Below are 19634 nucleotides of genomic sequence, written 5' to 3' on the forward strand. Positions count from 1 at the left end.
TGTAACTACGTTTTGAGGAGGAGTAAAATACTTTCCTATGTTCGACATTACCCACTAGCGATAGCTAAATTAATGTGTCTGTGCTCTCCTAAAATCTGCTGATTTATTACTGACCAATACAGGAGGTTTTTTATGGGACAGACAATCATATCTGCTATTGGTGTTTATATTTCCACCAGTATCGATTATTTAATTATTTTATTTATTTTATTTGCACAGCTATCACAGAATAAACAAAAATGGCATATTTATGCGGGGCAATATCTAGGCACAGGCTTACTTGTAGGGGCGAGTTTAGTTGCTGCTTATGTCGTTAATTTCGTGCCTGAAGAATGGATGGTTGGATTGCTTGGTTTAATCCCTATCTATTTAGGGATTCGCTTTGCAATTGTTGGAGAAGGTGAGGAAGAAGAGAAAGAAGAGGAAGAAATTATTGAAAGATTAGAACAAAGCAAGGCAAATCAACTGTTTTGGACAGTTACATTGCTGACAATTGCGTCTGGCGGAGATAATTTAGGTATCTATATACCTTATTTTGCTTCATTAGATTGGTCACAGACCCTCGTGGCGTTGCTTGTGTTTGTAATCGGCATAATTATCTTATGCGAGCTTAGTCGGGTGTTATCCTCTATTCCGTTAATATTCGAGACAATTGAAAAATACGAGCGAATCATTGTGCCCTTAGTATTCATTGTACTTGGACTATACATCATGTATGAAAATGGCACGATAGAGACTTTTCTGACCGTGTAGATTTTTTTGTTTCACTAGGATTTTAGCCCGAGCTCAAATCAGCTCTCTGATTTTCAGAGGGCTTTTTGTGTTGTCACTTTACCTCGATATACTCAAGTATAATCTTCGGTTACGATTATTAGCACTGTAAGACCAACTATATTCATTTGTTCTCATCTTGTTCCATTGTTGAAAATATGGTATACTTTTTCATGAGAATTTTCTAAATTTTTAAGATTCTATCAAAGGAGGTTTGCATGCTTTCCAAATTTTCTGGAAGCCGACAAGACCAGCAATTTGTGTTACTTTTAGTTGTTTTGCTAGGTATTTTAGGGATTTCTCTCTTTCTAGCAGTTTCAATGGGATCTGTTGCGATTGATCTAGGAGAGACCTATCGGATTATTTTGAGCAGGTTGGGATTTCCTCTTGAGATAGGAGAGGTTTCCAAGTCTACTCTTGCCATTGTATGGAACATGAGATTCCCTCGAGTATTGTTAGGTCTGATAGTAGGAGCAGGCCTTTCTATGTGTGGTAGCGTGATGCAGTCCACAGTGAACAATCCCATCGCTGAGCCTTATGTCTTAGGAATATCTGCGGGTGCAACTCTAGGGGCAACCTTGAGCATCATTCTTGGTTTAAAAGTGATGATTAGCCTTGGAGCTTTTCTTGGAGCTATTTTGGCAACAATTGCTGTCCTCATCATTGCCTCTATGCAGGGAAGGATGACGACTTCTAGTCTGATTTTATCAGGAACGGTGGTCAACGCTCTCTTTCTGGCTTTTTCAAACTTTATTATCTCAGTTGGCGCTAATGCGGACAGTGTGATGACCATTAAGTTTTGGACCATGGGCTCGCTCGCTGGGACTTCCTGGGCAGACTTGGTCCTGCCAACTATAGTAGTAGGAATGGCCTTTCTATTTTTCTCTACTCAGTATCGTGTTTTCAATGCGATGATGATGGGAGATGAGGCTGCTTTAACTTTGGGAATTCCCTTACGCTTTTATTGGTATCTTTATGTGACCATGGTGGCTGTGCTGACAGCAGTATTAGTGGCAACCTGTGGGATTATTGGTTTTGTCGGTCTGATTACTCCACATTTAGCTCGAGGGTTAGTAGGAACGAATTATAAGAGGCTTTTTCCTGTTGCAACCTTGTTAGGTGCCCTCTTTGTCATCTGGGCAGATGTACTCTCTCGAATCATCATTCCAAACGCAGAGCTTCCTATTGGTATTTTCACAGCCTTAGTAGGTGCTCCCTTCTTTATCTACATTGTTGGAGGTAGGCGAAGGGAGGTGAGGGTCTGATATGGACTTGATTTGTCAGGATATCCATTTTGGACTAGGAGAGAAAAAAATCCTCAAGGGAGTTTCTCTTAAAGTTGAAGGGCATCAATTTCATACTATACTAGGACCAAATGGAAGCGGGAAAACCAGTCTACTTAAACTCCTCTATCGACAGGAAAAGGTGGATAAAGGCTTGATAAGCCTAGATGGAAAGCCTCTGGAACAATGGACGCTCAAAGAAACAGCCAAGCAAATGGCAGTTGTGACCCAGTTTAACCAACTGCAGTTTGATTGTACAGTTGAAGAAATCGTCTTGCTGGGAAGAAATCCCCACCTCTCTTTTTTACAGAAGGAAAGGGAAAGGGATTTTACGCTCGTTCAAGATGCCCTCGTTAAGGTGGATATGCTCGAGAAGAAAACTCGTCTCTATTCGTCCCTGTCGGGGGGAGAGAAACAGCGAGTTTTGTTAGCCCGCGCCTTGGCGCAAGAACCGACTCTCTTACTCCTGGACGAACCAACCAATCACTTGGATATCAAGTATCAGCTGGACTTATTGGCCATTGTGAAGGGGCTCAAGGTCAATGTTTTAGCTGTCCTACATGATATTCAACTTGCTTGTCGCTATTCGGATTATCTCTATCTGATGAAAGAGGGAGAAATCCTTTACCAAGGGACTCCAAAGGAGACCATCACCCCTGAGTCATTGCAAACTGTATACGGAGTTCAAAGTCAGGTGACTTGGACCGAGGATCAGCAAGCTATGATTCACTATTTATAAGAATGAAAAGGAAAACAAGATGAAAAAAACACTAAGCATTTTACTCGTAACAGTAGCTACCCTAACCATGGCAGCTTGTGGCAATACTACTACAGAAAAAGCTACCACACAATCTAGCACAGAAACAAGTCAAAAGGCAAACGCAGAGACGACTTATCCGTTAACGGTTAAGACCTATGATGCTAAAGGAAATGAAGTCGAACAAGTCTTTGACAAGGCACCTGAAAAAGTTATCACCAACAATCTTTCAACCACTGAAATCTTATTGGAGTTGGGGTTGAAGGATAAAATTGTTGGCATGCTCAATCCAGACAATGCTGTGACGGACAAATACAAGGACGCGATTGCGACTATTCCTCAAATTGGGGATAAAAAAACAGTCTCACAAGAGACAGTCCTTTCTTATGAGCCGGACGCTGTGATGGGTCGAAACATGATGTTTTCTGAAAAATCCTTGGGGACAGTTAGCACTTGGAATGAAAACAAAATCCCAGTTTATACGCAAAAAGCTTCTCTCTCAACAATTCAGCAAGATTTGGGAAATATTGTAGAAGATGTCAAAAATCTTGGAATGATTTTTAATGTTCAGGACAAGGCCAATGAATACGCAGCCCAATTACAAACTAAAATTGACGCTGTTAAGAAAGCAAATCCAGCAAGTCAAGGTGAAAAGAAAAAGGCTTTGATTATGGTTGCTTATAATGATGAAACCTTCGGTGCCTACAAGTCTGCTTTGCAAGAAAGTTTGTTGAACCAACTTGGTTATACAAACGTTGCTACGGGGACATCAGGCTTGACCTTGGAAAACCTCGTGTCAATGGATCCTGAATTGATTATCTATGTAACCAGCGACCGCAATAAAAAATTGGATGAAAAAGCAGTAGAGTTGATGAAGGAAAATGCTGTTTTGGAAAGCGTTCCTGCTATTAAGAATCAAAAAATCATGACCATCTCTTACGATGAATTGATGGACTATGGTCCAGCAGTGATTGATTCCCTTGAGAAAATCAATGACTTTATCAATAAATAATGAGTTTGATTGGGAAGGAATTCAAGTTAAAATCAGCCTTCCTTCTAACTACGACCCCAATCAAATCTATCCGGCAATTTTATTGAATGATGGAAACTTGGACTTCCTATCGTCCCTTTCCGAATCTGTGATTTTAGTGGGATTGACCTCTAAAAATCGCCTAGATGACTACACTCCTTGGAAGGCAGCTGCTCTGAGAGATGGAGCTCCAGAGTTTGGAGGTCAGGCCAAGGTCTATCATGATCATTTATTTGGAGGTCTTTTAGACAAGTTGCAGTCGCTTTATCGCCTGGATGAAGCACGCCTTGCTTATGGAGGTTATTCACTAGGTGGTTTAGCGGCAGTCTACAGTCTTTTCAGCTTTGACAAGGTTTCCTGTGTCTTTTCGATCTGCGGTTCCTTTTGGTATCCTGATTTTGTGACTTACTGCAAGACAGAGACAGTGAAAAATTTGGACTGTTTGCTGTATTTACAGAACGGTCAAACAGAAGGAGCACACCATACTAATCGCTTGGCTCAAGCACCAGTCTATGCTGAGCAGATCCATACCAGTCTTCAGAAACACTATCCGAACTGTCAGTTTGTCTTTGACCCTTATGGGCATCATGAACAAGTGGATGAGAGATTTCTAGCTTTTTCTAACTGGTTAGCTCAAAAATGGAAAATCGAATAAAAGATTTATCCCTTGGCTTTTGCCAAGGGATTGTTGTATTTATTTAAATAAGTTTTTCTCTTTTCTTATCTGGATTCCATACGAAGCTTGCGATAAAGCTAAAGATGATGGTTAGGATAGCGAGGATAATGGCAAGGATGAGGGCAGGGATGCGGATAAGCCACCAGAGTGGGTTTGGTTTTTTATTATTGTGCCATTGTTTCGTTTCTTGGTCCAAACGTTGAAATTCTGCTTGGATACGATTGGCGACTGTTTCAATGCCTTCATCACTCATTTTCTTGATATCTGAGATATCAATTGGATTTCCAAAGTTCATATCGACACGTTCACGACTAATCAAGCCCTTCAAAGTCATGGGACCTGTGTAGGTAACCGGCATGATACGAACCTTGGCCATTTTGGCAATCAGAGCTACGCCACCCTTGACATCGTTTGAGTGTCGGCTTCCACTTGGAAACATGATGAGAGAGCGGTCACTTTTTTTGAGAACATTGATAGGATATTTGATGGCTGAGGCGCTAGGATTTTCACGGTCGATAGGAAAGGCACCACACATACGAATCCACCAGCCAAAGATACGGTTGGTAAAGAGCTCTTTTTTGGCCATAAAGATAAATTGTTTTGGTTTGGTCGCAAAGGCCATATAAACTGGATCCCACCAGGTGCGGTGAGGTGCAACCAGAATATAATTTTCATCTTGATTAGGAATTTTATCAGTATTATGATAGTGGGCATTGCCATTGATGGACCATAGGAGCAAGACAACCAATCCACGTAAATAAGTATAAAACATGCGATCTCCTTCGATTATTTTCTTGTTATTATTATACCTTATCAAAGGAGGGCTGGCAAACTTTTCCCTTGACTAGGTGCATATTTGGGGTGAGATTAGAATTCTGTTAAAAAAAATGATATGATAGAATTTATGGATAAAAATAAGATTATGGGATTAACCCAAAGAGATGTCAAGGAAAGACAGGCTAAGGGCTTGGTCAATGATTTTACTGCATCGGCCAGTACTAGCACTTGGCAAATCGTTAAACGAAATGTCTTTACCCTTTTTAACGCTTTAAACTTTGCCATTGCTTTGGCACTAGCCTTTGTGCAGGCTTGGAGCAATTTGGTCTTCTTTGCTGTTATCTGCTTTAACGCTTTTTCTGGAATTGTGACCGAGCTGCGGGCCAAACACATGGTGGACAAGCTCAATCTTATGACCAAGGAAAAGGTCAAGACTATTCGTGATGGCCAAGAAGTGGCTCTGAATCCTGAAGAATTGGTGTTAGGAGATGTCATTCGTTTATCTGCAGGAGAGCAGATTCCCAGTGATGCCTTGGTTTTGGAAGGCTTTGCGGAAGTCAATGAAGCCATGTTGACGGGGGAAAGTGATTTGGTGCAAAAGGAAGTGGATGCCTTGCTTTTGTCAGGAAGTTTCCTAGCCAGTGGGTCAGTTTTAGCTCAAGTTCACCATGTCGGTGCAGACAACTATGCTGCCAAACTCATGCTGGAAGCCAAGACCGTTAAACCAATCAACTCTCGTATCATGAAATCGTTGGACAGGCTAGCTGGTTTTACTGGGAAGATTATCATTCCTTTTGGTCTGGCTCTCTTACTAGAAGCCTTGCTTTTAAAAGGCTTGCCTCTTAAGTCGTCCGTTGTAAATTCGTCGACAGCCCTTCTGGGGATGTTACCTAAGGGAATTGCCCTTTTGACCATTACTTCGCTTTTGACTGCGGTGATTAAGTTGGGCTTGAAAAAGGTCTTGGTGCAGGAGATGTACTCTGTTGAGACCTTGGCTCGTGTGGATATGCTCTGTCTGGACAAGACGGGTACCATCACCCAAGGAAAGATGCAGGTAGAGGCTGTTCTTCCGCTGACGACAACTTATGGTGAAGAGACTATTGCTAGCATCCTGACCAGCTACATAGCCCATAGTGAGGATAAAAATCCAACTGCTCAAGCTATTCGACAGCGTTTTGTGGGAGAAGTTACTTATCCTATGATTTCTAATCTGCCTTTCTCAAGCGACCGCAAGTGGGGAGCCATGGAGTTAGGAGGTCTGGGGACAGTTTTCTTAGGTGCCCCTGAGATGTTGCTGGACTCTGAAGTCCCCGAAGCCAGGGAGGCCTTGGAGAGAGGGTCACGTGTCTTGGTCTTAGCTCTCAGTCAGGAGAAATTAGACCATCACAAACCACAGAAACCATCTGATATTCAGGCTCTGGCCCTGCTGGAAATCTTGGATCCGATTCGAGAGGGAGCAGCAGAGACGTTGGACTATCTCCGTTCTCAGGAAGTGGGTCTCAAGATCATCTCTGGTGACAATCCAGTTACAGTGTCCAGTATTGCCCAGAAGGCTGGCTTTGCGGACTATGACAGCTATGTAGATTGCTCGAAAATTACGGATGAGGAATTGATTGCTCTGGCGGAGGAGACTGCTATTTTCGGACGTGTTTCCCCTCATCAAAAGAAACTCATCATTCAAACGCTGAAAAAAGCGGGGCATACAACAGCTATGACAGGAGACGGGGTCAATGATATTCTAGCCCTTCGTGAGGCAGATTGTTCCATCGTGATGGCGGAGGGGGATCCTGCGACTCGTCAGATTGCCAATCTGGTTCTCTTGAATTCTGACTTTAATGATGTTCCTGAGATTCTCTTTGAAGGTCGTCGTGTGGTCAATAACATTGCCCACATCGCCCCGATCTTCTTGATAAAGACCATCTATTCTTTCTTGCTCGCAGTTATCTGTATTGCCAGTGCTTTATTAGGTCGGTCTGAGTGGATCTTGATTTTCCCCTTCATTCCAATTCAGATTACCATGATTGACCAGTTCGTGGAAGGTTTCCCACCATTCGTTCTGACTTTTGAGCGAAATATCAAACCTGTCGAGCCAAACTTCCTCAGAAGATCCATGCTTCGTGCCCTACCAAGTGCTCTCATGGTTGTGTTTAGCGTCCTCTTTGTGAAAATATTTGGAAGTAGCCAAGGCTGGTCTGAGATAGAAATCTCAACCCTCCTCTATTATCTGCTTGGGTCTATTGGTTTCTTATCCGTATTTAGAGCCTGCATGCCATTTACCCTATGGCGTGTCCTCTTGATTGTTTGGTCAGTAGGAGGCTTCCTAGCCACAGCTCTCTTCCCAAGAATTCAAAAACTGCTTGAAATTTCAACCTTAACAGGACAAACATTACCTGTTTATGGTGTCATGATGTTGGTCTTTACCGTGATTTTCATCCTGACTAGTCGCTATCAAGTCAGAAAATAAAGAAAGACTGCAATCTGTGGATTGCGGTCTTTTTTAGGTACAGGAGTGCTAGCTGAAATGTGGTATAATAAGAGGGAATAGAGTTTTGGAAAGTGAGAGAAGATGATTTCAAAGAGATTAGAATTAGTGGCTTCCTTTGTGCCACAGGGAGCAATTTTGCTAGATGTTGGAAGTGACCATGCCTATCTGCCTATCGAGTTAGTCGAAAGAGGACAAATTGAAGGTGCCATTGCAGGGGAAGTGGTGGAAGGCCCCTACCAGTCCGCGGTTAAGAATGTTGAAGCTCATGGTCTAAAGGAGAAAATTCAAGTTCGTTTAGCCAATGGCTTGGCAGCCTTTGAAGAGGAAGACCAAGTGTCGGTTATCACCATTGCTGGTATGGGCGGGCGCTTGATTGCTAGGATTCTAGAAGAAGGCTTGGACAAGTTAGCTAATGTAGAGCGTTTGATCCTCCAGCCTAATAATCGTGAAGACGACTTGCGTATCTGGTTGCAAGACAATGGTTTTCAGATTATAGCCGAAAGCATCTTAGAAGAAGCTGGCAAGTTTTACGAGATTTTGGTGGTGGAAGCAGGACAAATGAAGCTATCAGCCAGTGATGTCCGCTTTGGACCTTTCTTGTCCAAAGAAGTCAGTCCAGTATTTGTCCAAAAATGGCAAAAAGAAGCTGTTAAGCTAGAGTTTGCCCTTGGACAAATCCCAGACAAAAATCTGGAAGAACGTCAAGTTCTAGTAGATAAGATTCAAGCCATCAAGGAGGTTCTCCATGCTAGCAAGTGAGGTAATTAACGCATATGAAGCCTTTTGCCCTCAGGAATTTTCTATGGAGGGAGACAGTCGTGGCCTGCAAATTGGCACTTTGGACAAGGATATCCAAAGTGTCATGGTTGCTCTGGATATTCGTGAAGAAACGGTGGCTGAAGCCATTGAAAAGGGTGTGGATTTGATTATTGTCAAGCATGCACCGATTTTCCGTCCCATCAAGGATTTGGTAGCTGGCCGTCCGCAAAATCAGATTTACATCGACCTCATCAAGCATGACATTGCAGTTTATGTCAGTCATACCAATATTGACATCGTTGAAAATGGCCTCAATGATTGGTTCTGTCAGATGCTAGGTATCGAGGAAACGACTTATCTGCAGGAAACTGGCCCTGAACGTGGGATTGGACGTATTGGAAATATTCAGTCTCAGACATTTGGGGAATTGGCCCAACATGTCAAGCAAGTCTTTGGTTTAGATAGTCTTCGATTGGTGCATTATCAAGAGAGTGATTTGCAGAAGTCTATTTCAAGAGTGGCCATCTGTGGTGGAAGTGGGCAGTCATTCTATAAGGATGCTTTGGCAAAGGGGGCAGATGTCTATATCACTGGTGATATTTACTACCACACTGCCCAGGATATGTTGTCTGATGGCTTGCTAGCATTGGACCCAGGTCACTATATCGAAGTGCTTTTTGTAGAAAAAATTGCAGCACTTCTTAGTCAATGGAAGGAAGAGAAGGGCTGGACTATTGATATCTTGCCTAGTCAAGCATCAACCAATCCTTTTCACCATATCTAGTTAGAAAGTGAAAACAATGAAAAAAGTTGCCATTATTGGAGCAGGTATTGTAGGAGCAACAGCAGCCTACTACCTCTCGAAAGAAAGTGACATAGAGGTAACCGTCTTTGACCATGGAAAAGGTCAGGCTACCAAGGCTGCAGCAGGAATTATCAGCCCTTGGTTTTCCAAACGCCGCAATAAGGCCTGGTACAAAATGGCGCGCTTGGGGGCTGACTTTTACGTGGATTTACTAGCTGATTTAGAGAAATCAAGACAAGAAATCGATTTTTACCAACGTTCGGGAGTCTTTCTCTTGAAGAAGAATGAACCCAAGTTGGAAGAACTCTATCAACTAGCCTTAGAGCGTAGAGAAGAATCTCCCTTGATAGGCCAGTTAGCCATTCTGGACCAAGCATCAGCAAATGAATTATTCCCTGGCTTGCAGGGATTTGATCGCTTGCTCTATGCTTCTGGTGGAGCGAGAGTAGATGGTCAACTCTTAGTGACTCGTTTGCTAGAAGCCAGTCAGGTTAAGCTGGTCAAAGAAAAAGTGACTCTGACACCTTTAGCGTCAGGCTACCAGATTGGTGAAGAGGAGTTTGAGCAGGTTATTTTGGCGACGGGAGCTTGGTTGGGACACCTGTTAGAGCCTTTAGGTTATGAAGTAGATGTTCGTCCCCAAAAGGGGCAACTCCGAGATTATCAACTTGCCCAAGACATGGAAGCTTACCCTGTTGTTATGCCAGAAGGGGAGTGGGATTTGATTCCTTTTGCAGGTGGGAAATTGTCCTTAGGTGCTACTCATGAAAATGGTATAGGATTTGATTTGACGGTAGATGAAACCTTGCTCCAACAAATGGAGGAGGCAGCCCTGCCTTGCTATCCTAGTTTAGTAGAAGCTACCAGAGCTGGTGAGCGTGTGGGAATCCGTGCCTACACTAGTGATTTCTCACCTTTCTTTGGGCAGGTGCCAGAATTGGCAGGTGTCTATGCTGCTAGTGGACTAGGTTCATCAGGTCTCACAACGGGTCCTATCATTGGTTACCACCTAGCTCAACTGGTCCAAAGCAGGGAAATGACCTTAGATCCAGCAAACTACCCAATTGAGAACTATGTCAAACTGGTAAAAAGCGAATAAGCATTTTACTGAAATTTTAGCCTCCCCTCTAGGATGGCAAATGACATTCCCTATCAAAAATGGTAAAATAAGAAAAAATAATCCGAGAATCGAGGAAAAAAGATGCAAGAAAAGATTTTGGTAACGGGTGGAGCAGGTTTTATCGGAACCCACACAGTTATTGAGTTAATCCAAGCAGGTCATCAAGTTGTTGTGGTGGATAACCTTGTTAATAGTAATAGAAAAAGTTTAGAAGTTGTTGAGAGAATTACAGGAGTTGAAGTGCCTTTCTATGAGGCAGATATTCGTGATACAGATACCCTCAGAGATATTTTCAAGCAAGAAGAACCAACAGGGGTCATTCACTTTGCTGGTTTGAAGGCTGTTGGCGAATCAACACGTATCCCTCTTGCCTACTATGACAACAATATCGCTGGAACTGTTAGTCTTTTGAAGGTCATGGAAGAAAACAACTGTAAAAACATTATTTTCAGTTCTTCTGCGACAGTTTACGGAGATCCGCATACAGTGCCAATCTTGGAAGATTTCCCACTTTCAGTGACCAACCCATATGGCCGCACCAAGCTCATGCTAGAGGAAATTTTGACGGATATTTACAAAGCAGACTCAGAATGGAATGTGGTCTTGCTTCGTTACTTTAACCCAATCGGAGCACATGAGAGTGGCGATTTAGGAGAAAATCCAAACGGTATTCCAAACAATCTCTTGCCATATGTGACTCAAGTAGCCGTTGGGAAATTAGAGCAAGTGCAAGTATTTGGAGACGATTACGATACGGAAGACGGAACTGGTGTTCGTGACTATATCCACGTTGTCGATTTGGCCAAAGGTCACGTTTCAGCTCTGAAAAAAATCCAAAAAGGTTCAGGTCTAAACGTTTATAACCTTGGAACAGGTAAAGGTTATTCTGTTCTTGAAATTATCCAAAACATGGAAAAAGCAGTGGGACGTCCAATTCCTTACCGCATCGTAGACCGTCGCCCAGGGGATATCGCAGCCTGCTATTCAGATCCCGCAAAAGCCAAAGCAGAACTTGGCTGGGAAGCAGAGTTAGGCATCACCCAAATGTGTGAAGACGCATGGCGTTGGCAAAGCAAGCATCCAAATGGATTTGAAGACTAAGATGGTGATGTCAATCATTGTCCCCTGTTTAAACGAAGAGGAAGTACTTCCTCTTTTTTATCAGGCTTTGGAAGCTTTACTTCCAGATTTGGAAACAGAAATTGAGTATGTCTTTGTCGACGATGGATCAAGTGATGGGACCTTGGAACTCTTAAAGTCCTATCGGGAGCAAAATCCGGCAGTTCATTATATTTCTTTCTCTCGAAATTTTGGCAAAGAAGCAGCTCTCTATGCAGGCTTGCAATATGCGACAGGAGATTTGGTGGTGGTGATGGATGCAGACCTCCAAGATCCTCCTAGTATGTTGCTTGAGATGAAAGCTCTACTAGACAAAAATGCAGACTTGGACTGTGTTGGAACACGCAGAACCAGTCGAGGGGGAGAACCCTTCTTTCGCAGTTTCTGTGCTAATCTCTTTTATCGTCTTATGCAAAAAATTAGTCCAGTAGCCTTGCCGTCAGGTGTCCGTGATTTTCGCATGATGAGAAGATCTGTAGTCGATGCTATTTTAGCTTTGACCGAGTCCAATCGTTTTTCAAAGGGGCTCTTTGCCTGGGTGGGTTTTAAAACCCACTATCTGGACTATCCAAATGTCGAAAGGCAGGCTGGCAAGACCAGTTGGAGTTTTAGGCAACTCTTTTTCTACTCCATTGAAGGGATTGTTAATTTTTCAGATTTTCCCTTGATTATCGCCTTTGTGGCAGGTCTCCTATCTTGTTTTATTTCTCTACTTATGACCTTTTTTGTTGTGGTTCGGACCCTCATTTTGGGCAATCCGACATCAGGTTGGACCTCTCTGATGGCTGTTATTCTCTTTCTCGGAGGGATTCAACTCTTGACCATTGGGATTCTCGGCAAGTATATCAGTAAGATTTATCTAGAGACTAAAAAAAGACCACTTTATCTCGTCAAAGAAAAAAGTGACCTTCCTGATCTTACAGAAAAAAATAAAGAGAAAAGACTATAATTTTGCATGGAAATATGCTAAACTAGAAGGAGTGGAACGTTCTTATCGATGTTAGAGTTAATCTTTAATCAAGGCACGTGTCGGACAGTTTCTAACAGCTTCTACGACGTCCTGACTAGGAGAGATTTCTTTTTCTAGTTGGTCAGGGTCATCGTAAAAACGCACGATTCCATTATCGTGGTAATCAAATAATTCAGAATAAGTTTGGCAAAGCCCACAGGCAATGCAACGTTCAGGTATAAGTGTGATTTTCATATTTATATTGTAATAAGAAAAGTAAAAAAAAACAAGGAGTAAGGTATGGCAAAAGAACCGTGGCAAGAAGATATTTATGAGAATCAAGAAGAAACAAGATCAGAACGTCGTAAGAGAGAACAAGGTGGAGGAGTGCTGGCTAATCGTATCTTGACTATTTTAGCAAGTATTTTCTTTGTGATTGTAGTTGTGATGATTATTGTTCTTATCTATCTTTCATCGGGTGGGAGTAATCGCACAGCAGCCTTGAAAGATTTTCACGATTCAGATACAAAAGTAGAGCAAGTTTCTTCTACTTCTAGTAGTAGTTCAGAGCAGGCATCTTCTAGTTCAGAGGAGAAGGTAGAAGAGTCATCTAGTAGCTCAGAACATCCAAATGATCCAGAAGGAACTACAAAAGTTATGGCTGGAGAAGGAGAAGCCGCCATTGCCGCTCGTGCAGGAATCTCGATTGCTCAGTTAGAGGCTTTGAATCCTGGCCATATGGCTACAGGATCTTGGTTTGCTAATCCTGGAGATGTGATTAAGACTAGATAGGAGTCATAAATGAAGACGATTCAAATTGCTATCGATGGTCCAGCTTCAAGTGGCAAGAGTACGGTCGCAAAGATTATTGCCAAGGATTTTGGATTCACCTACCTAGATACAGGTGCTATGTATCGTGCAGCGACCTACATGGCTCTCAAGAACCAATTAGAAGTTGAACAAGTTGAAGAACTCTTAGACTTATTGGACCAGCATCCAATCAGTTTCGGGCGCTCAGAAACTGGAGAACAGCTTGTCTTTGTAGGAGATGTGGATATTACCCATCCTATCCGTGAAAATGAAGTGACCAATCATGTTTCTGCCATCGCAGCAATTCCTGAAGTGCGTGAGAAACTAGTTTCTCTCCAACAAGAGATTGCCCAGCAAGGCGGTATTGTCATGGATGGTCGCGATATTGGGACTGTTGTATTGCCACAAGCAGAATTGAAAATTTTCCTAGTAGCTTCGGTAGATGAAAGAGCAGAGCGCCGTTACAAGGAAAATATTGCCAAGGGAATTGAAACAGACCTTGAAACCCTAAAAGAGGAAATTGCTGCGCGTGACTACAAGGATAGTCATCGTGAGACTTCGCCTCTCAAACAAGCAGAGGACGCTGTCTACCTTGATACAACTGGCTTGAAAATTCAAGAAGTAGTTGAAAAAATCAAAGCAGAAGCTGAAAAAAGAATGTAGATGTAGAAAAGCCGATAGATTGATATCGGTTTTTTCTAAATTTGTCAAAATGCTGATTTTAGGGTATAATAGTTGCTGTTCGAGAAATTTTGATTTTCAAAGAATAGTGAATGATGATAAGGAGAAACCATGAACAACCTACCAAATTGCCCAAAATGTAACTCAGAGTATGTCTACGAAGACGGTGCCCTACTGGTTTGCCCAGAGTGTGCTTATGAGTGGAATCCTGCTGAAGTTGCAGATGTAGAAGAGGGCCTTGTTGCTATCGATGCCAATGGAAATAAATTGGCTGATGGTGATACTGTAACCCTCATCAAGGATTTGAAAGTAAAAGGTGCGCCAAAAGATTTGAAACAAGGGACGCGCGTGAAGAATATCCGCATCGTAGAAGGCGACCACAATATCGACTGTAAAATTGATGGCTTTGGTGCCATGAAACTCAAATCAGAGTTTGTGAAGAAAATTTAAGCATGTCAAAACACTATAAACTTGTATTTTATAGCCGTATCTTCTTGTTTCTAGCGGCTTTTACGGGAGTTTATCTTGAAATCGCCAAGCATGGTGGATTTGGGATGCTGCTCTATTATACGGTTCTGTCCAACCTCTTAGTAGCGATTTTTACGCTCTATCTCCTAAAGGTTATGAGCCGTTTAGGTGAAAACTGGCAAAGGCCAAGTCTCTTGCGCTTAAAAGGTGGAGTCACTATGAGTATCATGATTACCTGTGTGATTTACCATTTCCTCTTGGCACCCATTGCGACTAATTTCTATACCCTAGAAAATTTCCTTTGCCACTATATCGTTCCCCTTTGGTTTTTAGCAGATACCCTCTTTTTTGACAAACAGGGTCAATACAAGATTTGGGATCCAATTGTGTGGACGATTTTACCCTTGCTGTATATGATTTTTGCTCTTTTTAATGGCTTGGTACTGAAACTTGATGTTCCTAATTCTAAGGTCAGTCCCTTCCCTTACTTCTTTTTGAATGTAAACAAGGGTTGGGATGTCGTGTTCAAGTGGTGTCTGATTATCTTTGTTGCCTATATGGTGGCAGGATTTATCTTCTACTTTATTAAGCAAATCAAGAGAAAGTCATCCTAAGACACAAGGGATTCATTTTCGAGTTTAAGAAGGAGTCTATACACTAAAGAGGCTTCTTCTTTTCTTGCCTGTTTGATAACTATCAAAAAAGTAGAAGATTAAGAGAAATATAGAAAGAGATTTCATGAAACAATTTTTAGAACGGGCCAGTATTTTGGCTCTCTCCCTCGTTTTGATTACCTCCTTTTCCATCTCGAGTGCCCTGCCAGCTATGTTTGACTATTATCAAGGTTATCCTAAGGAACAAATTGAGCTCTTAGCGAGCTTGCCATCTTTTGGGATCATGATTATGTTACTACTAAATGGTTTCTTAGAAAAAATATTTCCTGAGCGCTTACAGATCAGTTTGGGATTGCTGATTTTATCACTAAGTGGAACTGCTCCCTTTTGGTACCAAGCTTATCCTTTTGTCTTTGGAACACGGATTCTTTTTGGTTTAGGTGTTGGGATGATCAATGCCAAGGCCATTTCTATTATCAGTGAACGCTATCAAGGAAAAACGAGAATTCAGATGTTAGGGCTACGCGGTTCTGCAGAGGTCGTTGGGGCTTCTCTCATTACCTTGGCAGTCGGCCAATTGTTGGCCTTTGGTTGGACAGCTACTTTCTTAGCTTATAGTGCTGGATTTTTAGTTCTGATCCTTTATCTGCTCTTTGTACCTTATGGAAAAGAAAAGAAAGAAGTCAAGAAAAAAACGAAGGAAGCAAGTCGCTTAACTCGGGAAATGAAGGGCTTGATTTTTATCTTAGCTATTGAAGCGGCGGTTGTAGTTTGTACCAATACAGCTATTACCATCCGTATTCCAAGTCTGATGGTGGAAAGAGGACTGGGAGATGCCCAGTTATCTAGTTTTGTTCTTAGTGTCATGCAGTTAATCGGGATTGTGGCTGGTGTGAGTTTTTCTTTCCTGATTTCAATATTTAAAGAGAAACTGCTCCTCTGGTCTGGTATTACCTTCGGCTTAGGGCAAATCGTGATTGCCTTGTCTCCATCCTTGTGGGTGGTAGTGGCAGGAAGTATTCTGGCTGGCTTTGCCTACAGTGTAGCCTTGACGACAGTCTTTCAACTTGTCTCTGAACGAATTCCAGCTAAACTCCTCAATCAAGCAACCTCATTTGCAGTTTTAGGCTGTAGTTTCGGAGCCTTTACGACTCCATTCGTTCTAGGTGCAATTGGCTTATTAACTCACAATGGGATGTTGGTCTTTGCTATCTTAGGATCTTGGTTAATTGTAACCTCTATCTTTGTCATGTACCTACTTCAAAAGAGAGCTTAGGATTGGTTTCCTAAGTTTTTCTTTTTTGGATTTTTGTACCCAGACACTATTTGATTTAGGGCCTTGTTTACAGACTAATTTCTTGATAAAATAGAAGTTATGACAAGATATAAAGCAACTATTTCCTATGATGGTTACGTCTTTGCTGGTTTTCAGCGCCAGCCTCATGCGCGTAGCGTTCAGGAAGAAATTGAAAAAACCTTGACCAGGTTAAATAAAGGGCAAGCCATTACTGTTCACGGTGCTGGTAGGACAGATAGTGGGGTTCATGCTCTGGGTCAGGTGATTCATTTTGATCTACCTTATCAGATGGATGAGGAGAAGCTCCGTTTTGCTTTGGACACCCAGTCTCCTGAAGATATTGATGTGATTTCAATTGAGCTTGTGGCAGATGATTTCCATTGCCGTTATGCTAAGCACAGTAAGACCTATGAGTTTATCGTGGATAGAGGACGTCCCAAAAATCCTATGCGCCGTCACTATGCCACTCACTTTCCCTACCCACTCGATGTGGAACGCATGCAGATTGCAATCAAAAAGCTAGAGGGAACCCATGATTTTACCGGTTTTACAGCCTCTGGGACTAGTGTAGAGGATAAGGTTCGCACCATCACAGAAGCTAGTTTAGCAGTTGATGAGACAGGTCAGTTTTTGACCTTTACCTTTTCAGGAAATGGTTTCTTGTATAAGCAGATTCGCAATATGGTGGGGACACTGCTCAAAATCGGCAATAACCGCATGCCAGTAGAGCAGATTGACCTCATCTTGAAGAAAAAGGACAGGCAGCTTGCAGGTCCCACTGCAGCACCAAATGGTTTATATTTAAAGGAGATTCGTTATGAAGAATAATCGTATTTTAGCACTTTCTGGAAATGATATTTTTAGTGGTGGTGGCCTGTCAGCTGATTTGGCTACCTATACCTTGAACGGCTTGCATGGCTTTGTAGCAGTGACTTGTTTGACAGCTTTAACAGAAAAGGGCTTTGAAGTCTTTCCAACTGACGATACCATTTTTCAACATGAATTAGATAGCTTGCGTGATGTGGAGTTTGGGGGAATTAAGATTGGTCTTCTCCCTACTGTCAGTGTGGCTGAGAAGGCATTGGACTTTATCAAGCAACGCCCAGGAGTGCCTGTGGTTCTGGATCCTGTCTTGGTCTGCAAGGAAACGCACGACGTAGCAGTTAGTGAACTCTGCCAAGAGTTGATTCGCTTTTTCCCTCATGTCAGTGTGATTACGCCTAATCTTCCTGAAGCAGAATTATTGGCAGGTCAGGAAATTAAAACCTTGGAAGACATGAAAACAGCAGCTCAGAAATTGCATGACTTAGGCGCGCCAGCAGTCATTATCAAGGGAGGCAATCGCCTTAGTCAGGACAAGGCTGTAGATGTCTTTTATGATGGACAAAACTTTACAGTCCTAGAAAATCCTGTTATCCAAGGGCAAAATGCTGGTGCAGGTTGTACCTTTGCCTCTAGCATTGCCAGTCACTTGGTTAAAGGTGATGAACTTTTACCAGCAGTAGAAAGCTCTAAGGCTTTCGTTTATCGTGCTATTGCACAAGCAGATCAGTATGGAGTAAGACAATATGAAGCAAACCAAAACAACTAAAATCGCCCTTGTATCCCTATTAACCGCCCTCTCTGTGGTTCTAGGTTATTTCTTAAAAATTCCAACACCGACAGGCATTCTAACTCTTTTAGATGCGGGTGTCTTCTTCGCGGCCTTCTACTTTGGTAGTCGTGAAGGGGCTGTAGTCGGAGGACTAGCAGGTTTCTTGATTGACCTCTTATCAGGCTATCCTCAGTGGATGTTATTTAGCTTGGTCAACCATGGCTTGCAGGGATTTTTCGCAGGATTTAAAGGAAAAACTCAGTGGTTAGGCCTTATCTTAGCAACGATTGCCATGGTAGGGGGTTACGCCTTGGGTTCTACTTTGATGAATGGCTGGGCATCAGCCCTACCAGAAATTCTACCAAATTTCATGCAAAATATGGTAGGGATGATTGTAGGATTTATTCTTAGTCAAAGTATCAAGAAGATTAAGTAAAGAGGCTGAGTCAAAAGTCTTTCAAATAAGAAAAACGCATAGTATCAGGTCTTGAAACCTTGATACTATGCGTTTTATTGTGGGAAGATTTTCGAAGAATATTAATCAAAATAAAGCAAGTCTTTGCTGGTGCTTGTAAAGAGGTCAAAGCCATCCTTGGTAACAACACCACAGTCTTCAATACGAACACCGACTTTACCAGGGATATAGATACCTGGTTCAACAGAGAAGCACATGCCTTCTTCGATGACCATGTCGTTCCCTTCCATGATAGATGGGAATTCGTGGACATCCATACCGATACCGTGACCGAGACGGTGGTTGAAGTACTCACCGTAACCAGCTTTTTCGATGACCTCACGGGCAGCGCGGTCCACTTCATGGGCAGTCACACCTGGTTTGATAAAGTCAAGAGCAGCTTGTTGGGCTTCAAGAGTCAAGTTGTAAATGTCTTTCTTGAATTGGTCTGGTTTACCGACAGCGACTGTACGAGTCATATCTGACGCATAGCCGTTGACTAGAACACCAAGGTCAAAGAGGAGAAGAGCATTATTTTCAACCTTATTTGCTGCTGGAATGCCGTGTGGATTTGCAGCATTATCACCTGTCAAGACCATGGTGTCAAAGCTCATTTCATAGCCTTCACGTTTCATAGCAAAGTCAATTTGAGCGATGATATCTGTCTCAGTCTTATCAAGAGAAATATTGTCAAAACCAACCTTAACTGCCTTGTCAGCATAGAGACCTGCAACCATCATTTTTTGCACTTCGTCAGCTGATTTGATGAGGCGCATGCGTTGGATACGAGGAGTGAGGTTGTTAAACTCAGCAGTTTCAAAAACTGTTTTCAAGCCATGATATTTGGTCAAGATGAGATTGTCAAACTCAACAGCGACACGTTTGAAGTCAAGTTGTGGAAGAGCATGTTTCATTTTTTGCCATGGATTTTCAGAGTCCACATAGCCCACAACTGGGAAGGAAACAGTGCTGCTCGCACGCTCCACTTCAAGGGCTGGGACAAAAAGGAGGGGTTCCTGATCCGCTAGGACAAAAAGGAACATTTGGCGTTCATGGGGATCACTGTAAAAGCCAGTGAGGTAATTGATTGTGACGGGGTCAGATACGACAGCGACGTCTAGTTTTTCTGATTCAAGATATGTTACGATTTGTTGTAATTTAGACATATGCTACCTTCTTTCTACC

General features: G+C 42.4%; 22 protein-coding genes. 19 read left to right on the top strand and 3 right to left on the bottom strand.

The window, feature by feature from the left end; translation table 11 throughout:
- The first annotated feature begins 132 nt into the window (after nucleotides 1–132).
- The 5 genes from TZ91_RS01705 to TZ91_RS01725 all read left to right on the top strand — a co-directional run bounded on the left by TZ91_RS01705 (nucleotide 133) and on the right by TZ91_RS01725 (nucleotide 4496).
- Complete coding sequence (locus TZ91_RS01705) at nucleotides 133–753, top strand: CadD family cadmium resistance transporter (RefSeq protein ID WP_033686824.1); 621 nt, start codon at nucleotides 133–135, stop codon at nucleotides 751–753.
- A gap of 236 nt (nucleotides 754–989) precedes the next feature.
- Entirely contained in the window at nucleotides 990–2036 is a 1047-nt protein-coding gene (locus TZ91_RS01710) for a FecCD family ABC transporter permease (protein WP_033686823.1), read from the top strand.
- Between the two features lies 1 nt (nucleotide 2037).
- A complete protein-coding gene (locus TZ91_RS01715; protein ID WP_033686822.1) occupies nucleotides 2038–2793 on the top strand; it encodes an ABC transporter ATP-binding protein in 756 nt (251 codons plus the stop codon).
- Nucleotides 2794–2812: 19 nt separating this feature from the next.
- Nucleotides 2813–3823, top strand: coding sequence for an ABC transporter substrate-binding protein (locus TZ91_RS01720; protein WP_045596989.1), 1011 nt, complete (start codon nucleotides 2813–2815; stop codon nucleotides 3821–3823).
- Nucleotides 3804–4496: an alpha/beta hydrolase-fold protein gene (locus TZ91_RS01725; protein ID WP_033686821.1), complete on the top strand. Its 693-nt coding sequence runs from the start codon at nucleotides 3804–3806 to the stop codon at nucleotides 4494–4496. Before TZ91_RS01720 ends, TZ91_RS01725 begins: the two co-directional genes overlap by 20 nt.
- 43 nt (nucleotides 4497–4539) lie before the next feature.
- Here the strand turns inward: TZ91_RS01725 and TZ91_RS01730 are convergent, their stop codons facing one another.
- The gene (locus TZ91_RS01730; protein WP_033686820.1) at nucleotides 4540–5289 is read right to left on the bottom strand and encodes a lysophospholipid acyltransferase family protein; all 750 of its coding nucleotides are present in this window, start codon (nucleotides 5287–5289) and stop codon (nucleotides 4540–4542) included.
- A 132-nt stretch (nucleotides 5290–5421) separates the two neighbouring features.
- On the opposite strand from TZ91_RS01730, the gene TZ91_RS01735 reads away from it, so the two are divergent.
- The 6 genes from TZ91_RS01735 to TZ91_RS01760 all read left to right on the top strand — a co-directional run bounded on the left by TZ91_RS01735 (nucleotide 5422) and on the right by TZ91_RS01760 (nucleotide 12531).
- A complete protein-coding gene (locus TZ91_RS01735) occupies nucleotides 5422–7758 on the top strand; it encodes a cation-translocating P-type ATPase (RefSeq protein ID WP_045596991.1) in 2337 nt (778 codons plus the stop codon).
- A 102-nt stretch (nucleotides 7759–7860) separates the two neighbouring features.
- On the top strand, nucleotides 7861–8538 hold the full coding sequence (locus tag TZ91_RS01740; RefSeq protein WP_033686818.1) for a tRNA (adenine(22)-N(1))-methyltransferase: 678 nt from the start codon (nucleotides 7861–7863) through the stop codon (nucleotides 8536–8538).
- Nucleotides 8525–9322 carry a Nif3-like dinuclear metal center hexameric protein gene (locus TZ91_RS01745; RefSeq protein WP_033686816.1) on the top strand — a complete coding sequence of 266 codons (798 nt, stop codon included), beginning with the start codon at nucleotides 8525–8527 and terminating at the stop codon, nucleotides 9320–9322. The genes TZ91_RS01740 and TZ91_RS01745 overlap by 14 nt, the downstream gene beginning before the upstream one ends.
- Before the next feature lie 16 nt (nucleotides 9323–9338).
- Nucleotides 9339–10442 carry an NAD(P)/FAD-dependent oxidoreductase gene (locus tag TZ91_RS01750; RefSeq protein ID WP_033686815.1) on the top strand — a complete coding sequence of 368 codons (1104 nt, stop codon included), beginning with the start codon at nucleotides 9339–9341 and terminating at the stop codon, nucleotides 10440–10442.
- A 102-nt stretch (nucleotides 10443–10544) separates the two neighbouring features.
- Complete coding sequence (galE, locus tag TZ91_RS01755; protein WP_033686814.1) at nucleotides 10545–11564, top strand: UDP-glucose 4-epimerase GalE; 1020 nt, start codon at nucleotides 10545–10547, stop codon at nucleotides 11562–11564.
- 1 nt (nucleotide 11565) lies between these two features.
- Nucleotides 11566–12531 (top strand): glycosyltransferase family 2 protein, encoded by a 966-nt coding sequence (locus TZ91_RS01760; RefSeq protein ID WP_033686887.1) that lies wholly within the window; start codon nucleotides 11566–11568, stop codon nucleotides 12529–12531.
- 57 nt (nucleotides 12532–12588) lie between these two features.
- Here the strand turns inward: TZ91_RS01760 and TZ91_RS09975 are convergent, their stop codons facing one another.
- Nucleotides 12589–12786: a ferredoxin gene (locus TZ91_RS09975; protein WP_004235080.1), complete on the bottom strand. Its 198-nt coding sequence runs from the start codon at nucleotides 12784–12786 to the stop codon at nucleotides 12589–12591.
- A 45-nt stretch (nucleotides 12787–12831) separates the two neighbouring features.
- On the opposite strand from TZ91_RS09975, the gene TZ91_RS01765 reads away from it, so the two are divergent.
- The 8 genes from TZ91_RS01765 (at nucleotide 12832) to TZ91_RS01800 (ending at nucleotide 18431) form a co-directional block, all read left to right on the top strand.
- Nucleotides 12832–13323, top strand: a complete 492-nt coding sequence (locus TZ91_RS01765) for an SAG1386/EF1546 family surface-associated protein (RefSeq protein WP_023946238.1) — start codon at nucleotides 12832–12834, stop codon at nucleotides 13321–13323.
- Nucleotides 13324–13332: 9 nt separating this feature from the next.
- On the top strand, nucleotides 13333–14004 hold the full coding sequence (gene cmk, locus TZ91_RS01770; RefSeq protein WP_033686813.1) for a (d)CMP kinase: 672 nt from the start codon (nucleotides 13333–13335) through the stop codon (nucleotides 14002–14004).
- Between the two features lie 129 nt (nucleotides 14005–14133).
- Nucleotides 14134–14472, top strand: a complete 339-nt coding sequence (locus TZ91_RS01775) for a zinc ribbon domain-containing protein YjdM (protein WP_001061596.1) — start codon at nucleotides 14134–14136, stop codon at nucleotides 14470–14472.
- 2 nt (nucleotides 14473–14474) lie between these two features.
- The gene (locus TZ91_RS01780; protein ID WP_000033942.1) at nucleotides 14475–15104 is read left to right on the top strand and encodes a Pr6Pr family membrane protein; all 630 of its coding nucleotides are present in this window, start codon (nucleotides 14475–14477) and stop codon (nucleotides 15102–15104) included.
- A 124-nt stretch (nucleotides 15105–15228) separates the two neighbouring features.
- Nucleotides 15229–16380, top strand: a complete 1152-nt coding sequence (locus TZ91_RS01785; RefSeq protein ID WP_023946242.1) for an MFS transporter — start codon at nucleotides 15229–15231, stop codon at nucleotides 16378–16380.
- A gap of 99 nt (nucleotides 16381–16479) precedes the next feature.
- A complete protein-coding gene (gene truA, locus TZ91_RS01790; protein ID WP_045596995.1) occupies nucleotides 16480–17229 on the top strand; it encodes a tRNA pseudouridine(38-40) synthase TruA in 750 nt (249 codons plus the stop codon).
- Nucleotides 17219–17992, top strand: a complete 774-nt coding sequence (locus TZ91_RS01795) for a bifunctional hydroxymethylpyrimidine kinase/phosphomethylpyrimidine kinase (RefSeq protein ID WP_000794772.1) — start codon at nucleotides 17219–17221, stop codon at nucleotides 17990–17992. Before truA ends, TZ91_RS01795 begins: the two co-directional genes overlap by 11 nt.
- Nucleotides 17970–18431 (top strand): ECF transporter S component, encoded by a 462-nt coding sequence (locus TZ91_RS01800; protein ID WP_000814974.1) that lies wholly within the window; start codon nucleotides 17970–17972, stop codon nucleotides 18429–18431. The genes TZ91_RS01795 and TZ91_RS01800 overlap by 23 nt, the downstream gene beginning before the upstream one ends.
- A 101-nt stretch (nucleotides 18432–18532) precedes the next feature.
- Here the strand turns inward: TZ91_RS01800 and TZ91_RS01805 are convergent, their stop codons facing one another.
- Nucleotides 18533–19615 carry a M24 family metallopeptidase gene (locus tag TZ91_RS01805; RefSeq protein ID WP_033686812.1) on the bottom strand — a complete coding sequence of 361 codons (1083 nt, stop codon included), beginning with the start codon at nucleotides 19613–19615 and terminating at the stop codon, nucleotides 18533–18535.
- Nucleotides 19616–19634: the final 19 nt, after the last annotated feature.

The organism is Streptococcus mitis (genome assembly GCF_000960025.1).
Lineage (GTDB): Bacteria > Bacillota > Bacilli > Lactobacillales > Streptococcaceae > Streptococcus > Streptococcus mitis_DH.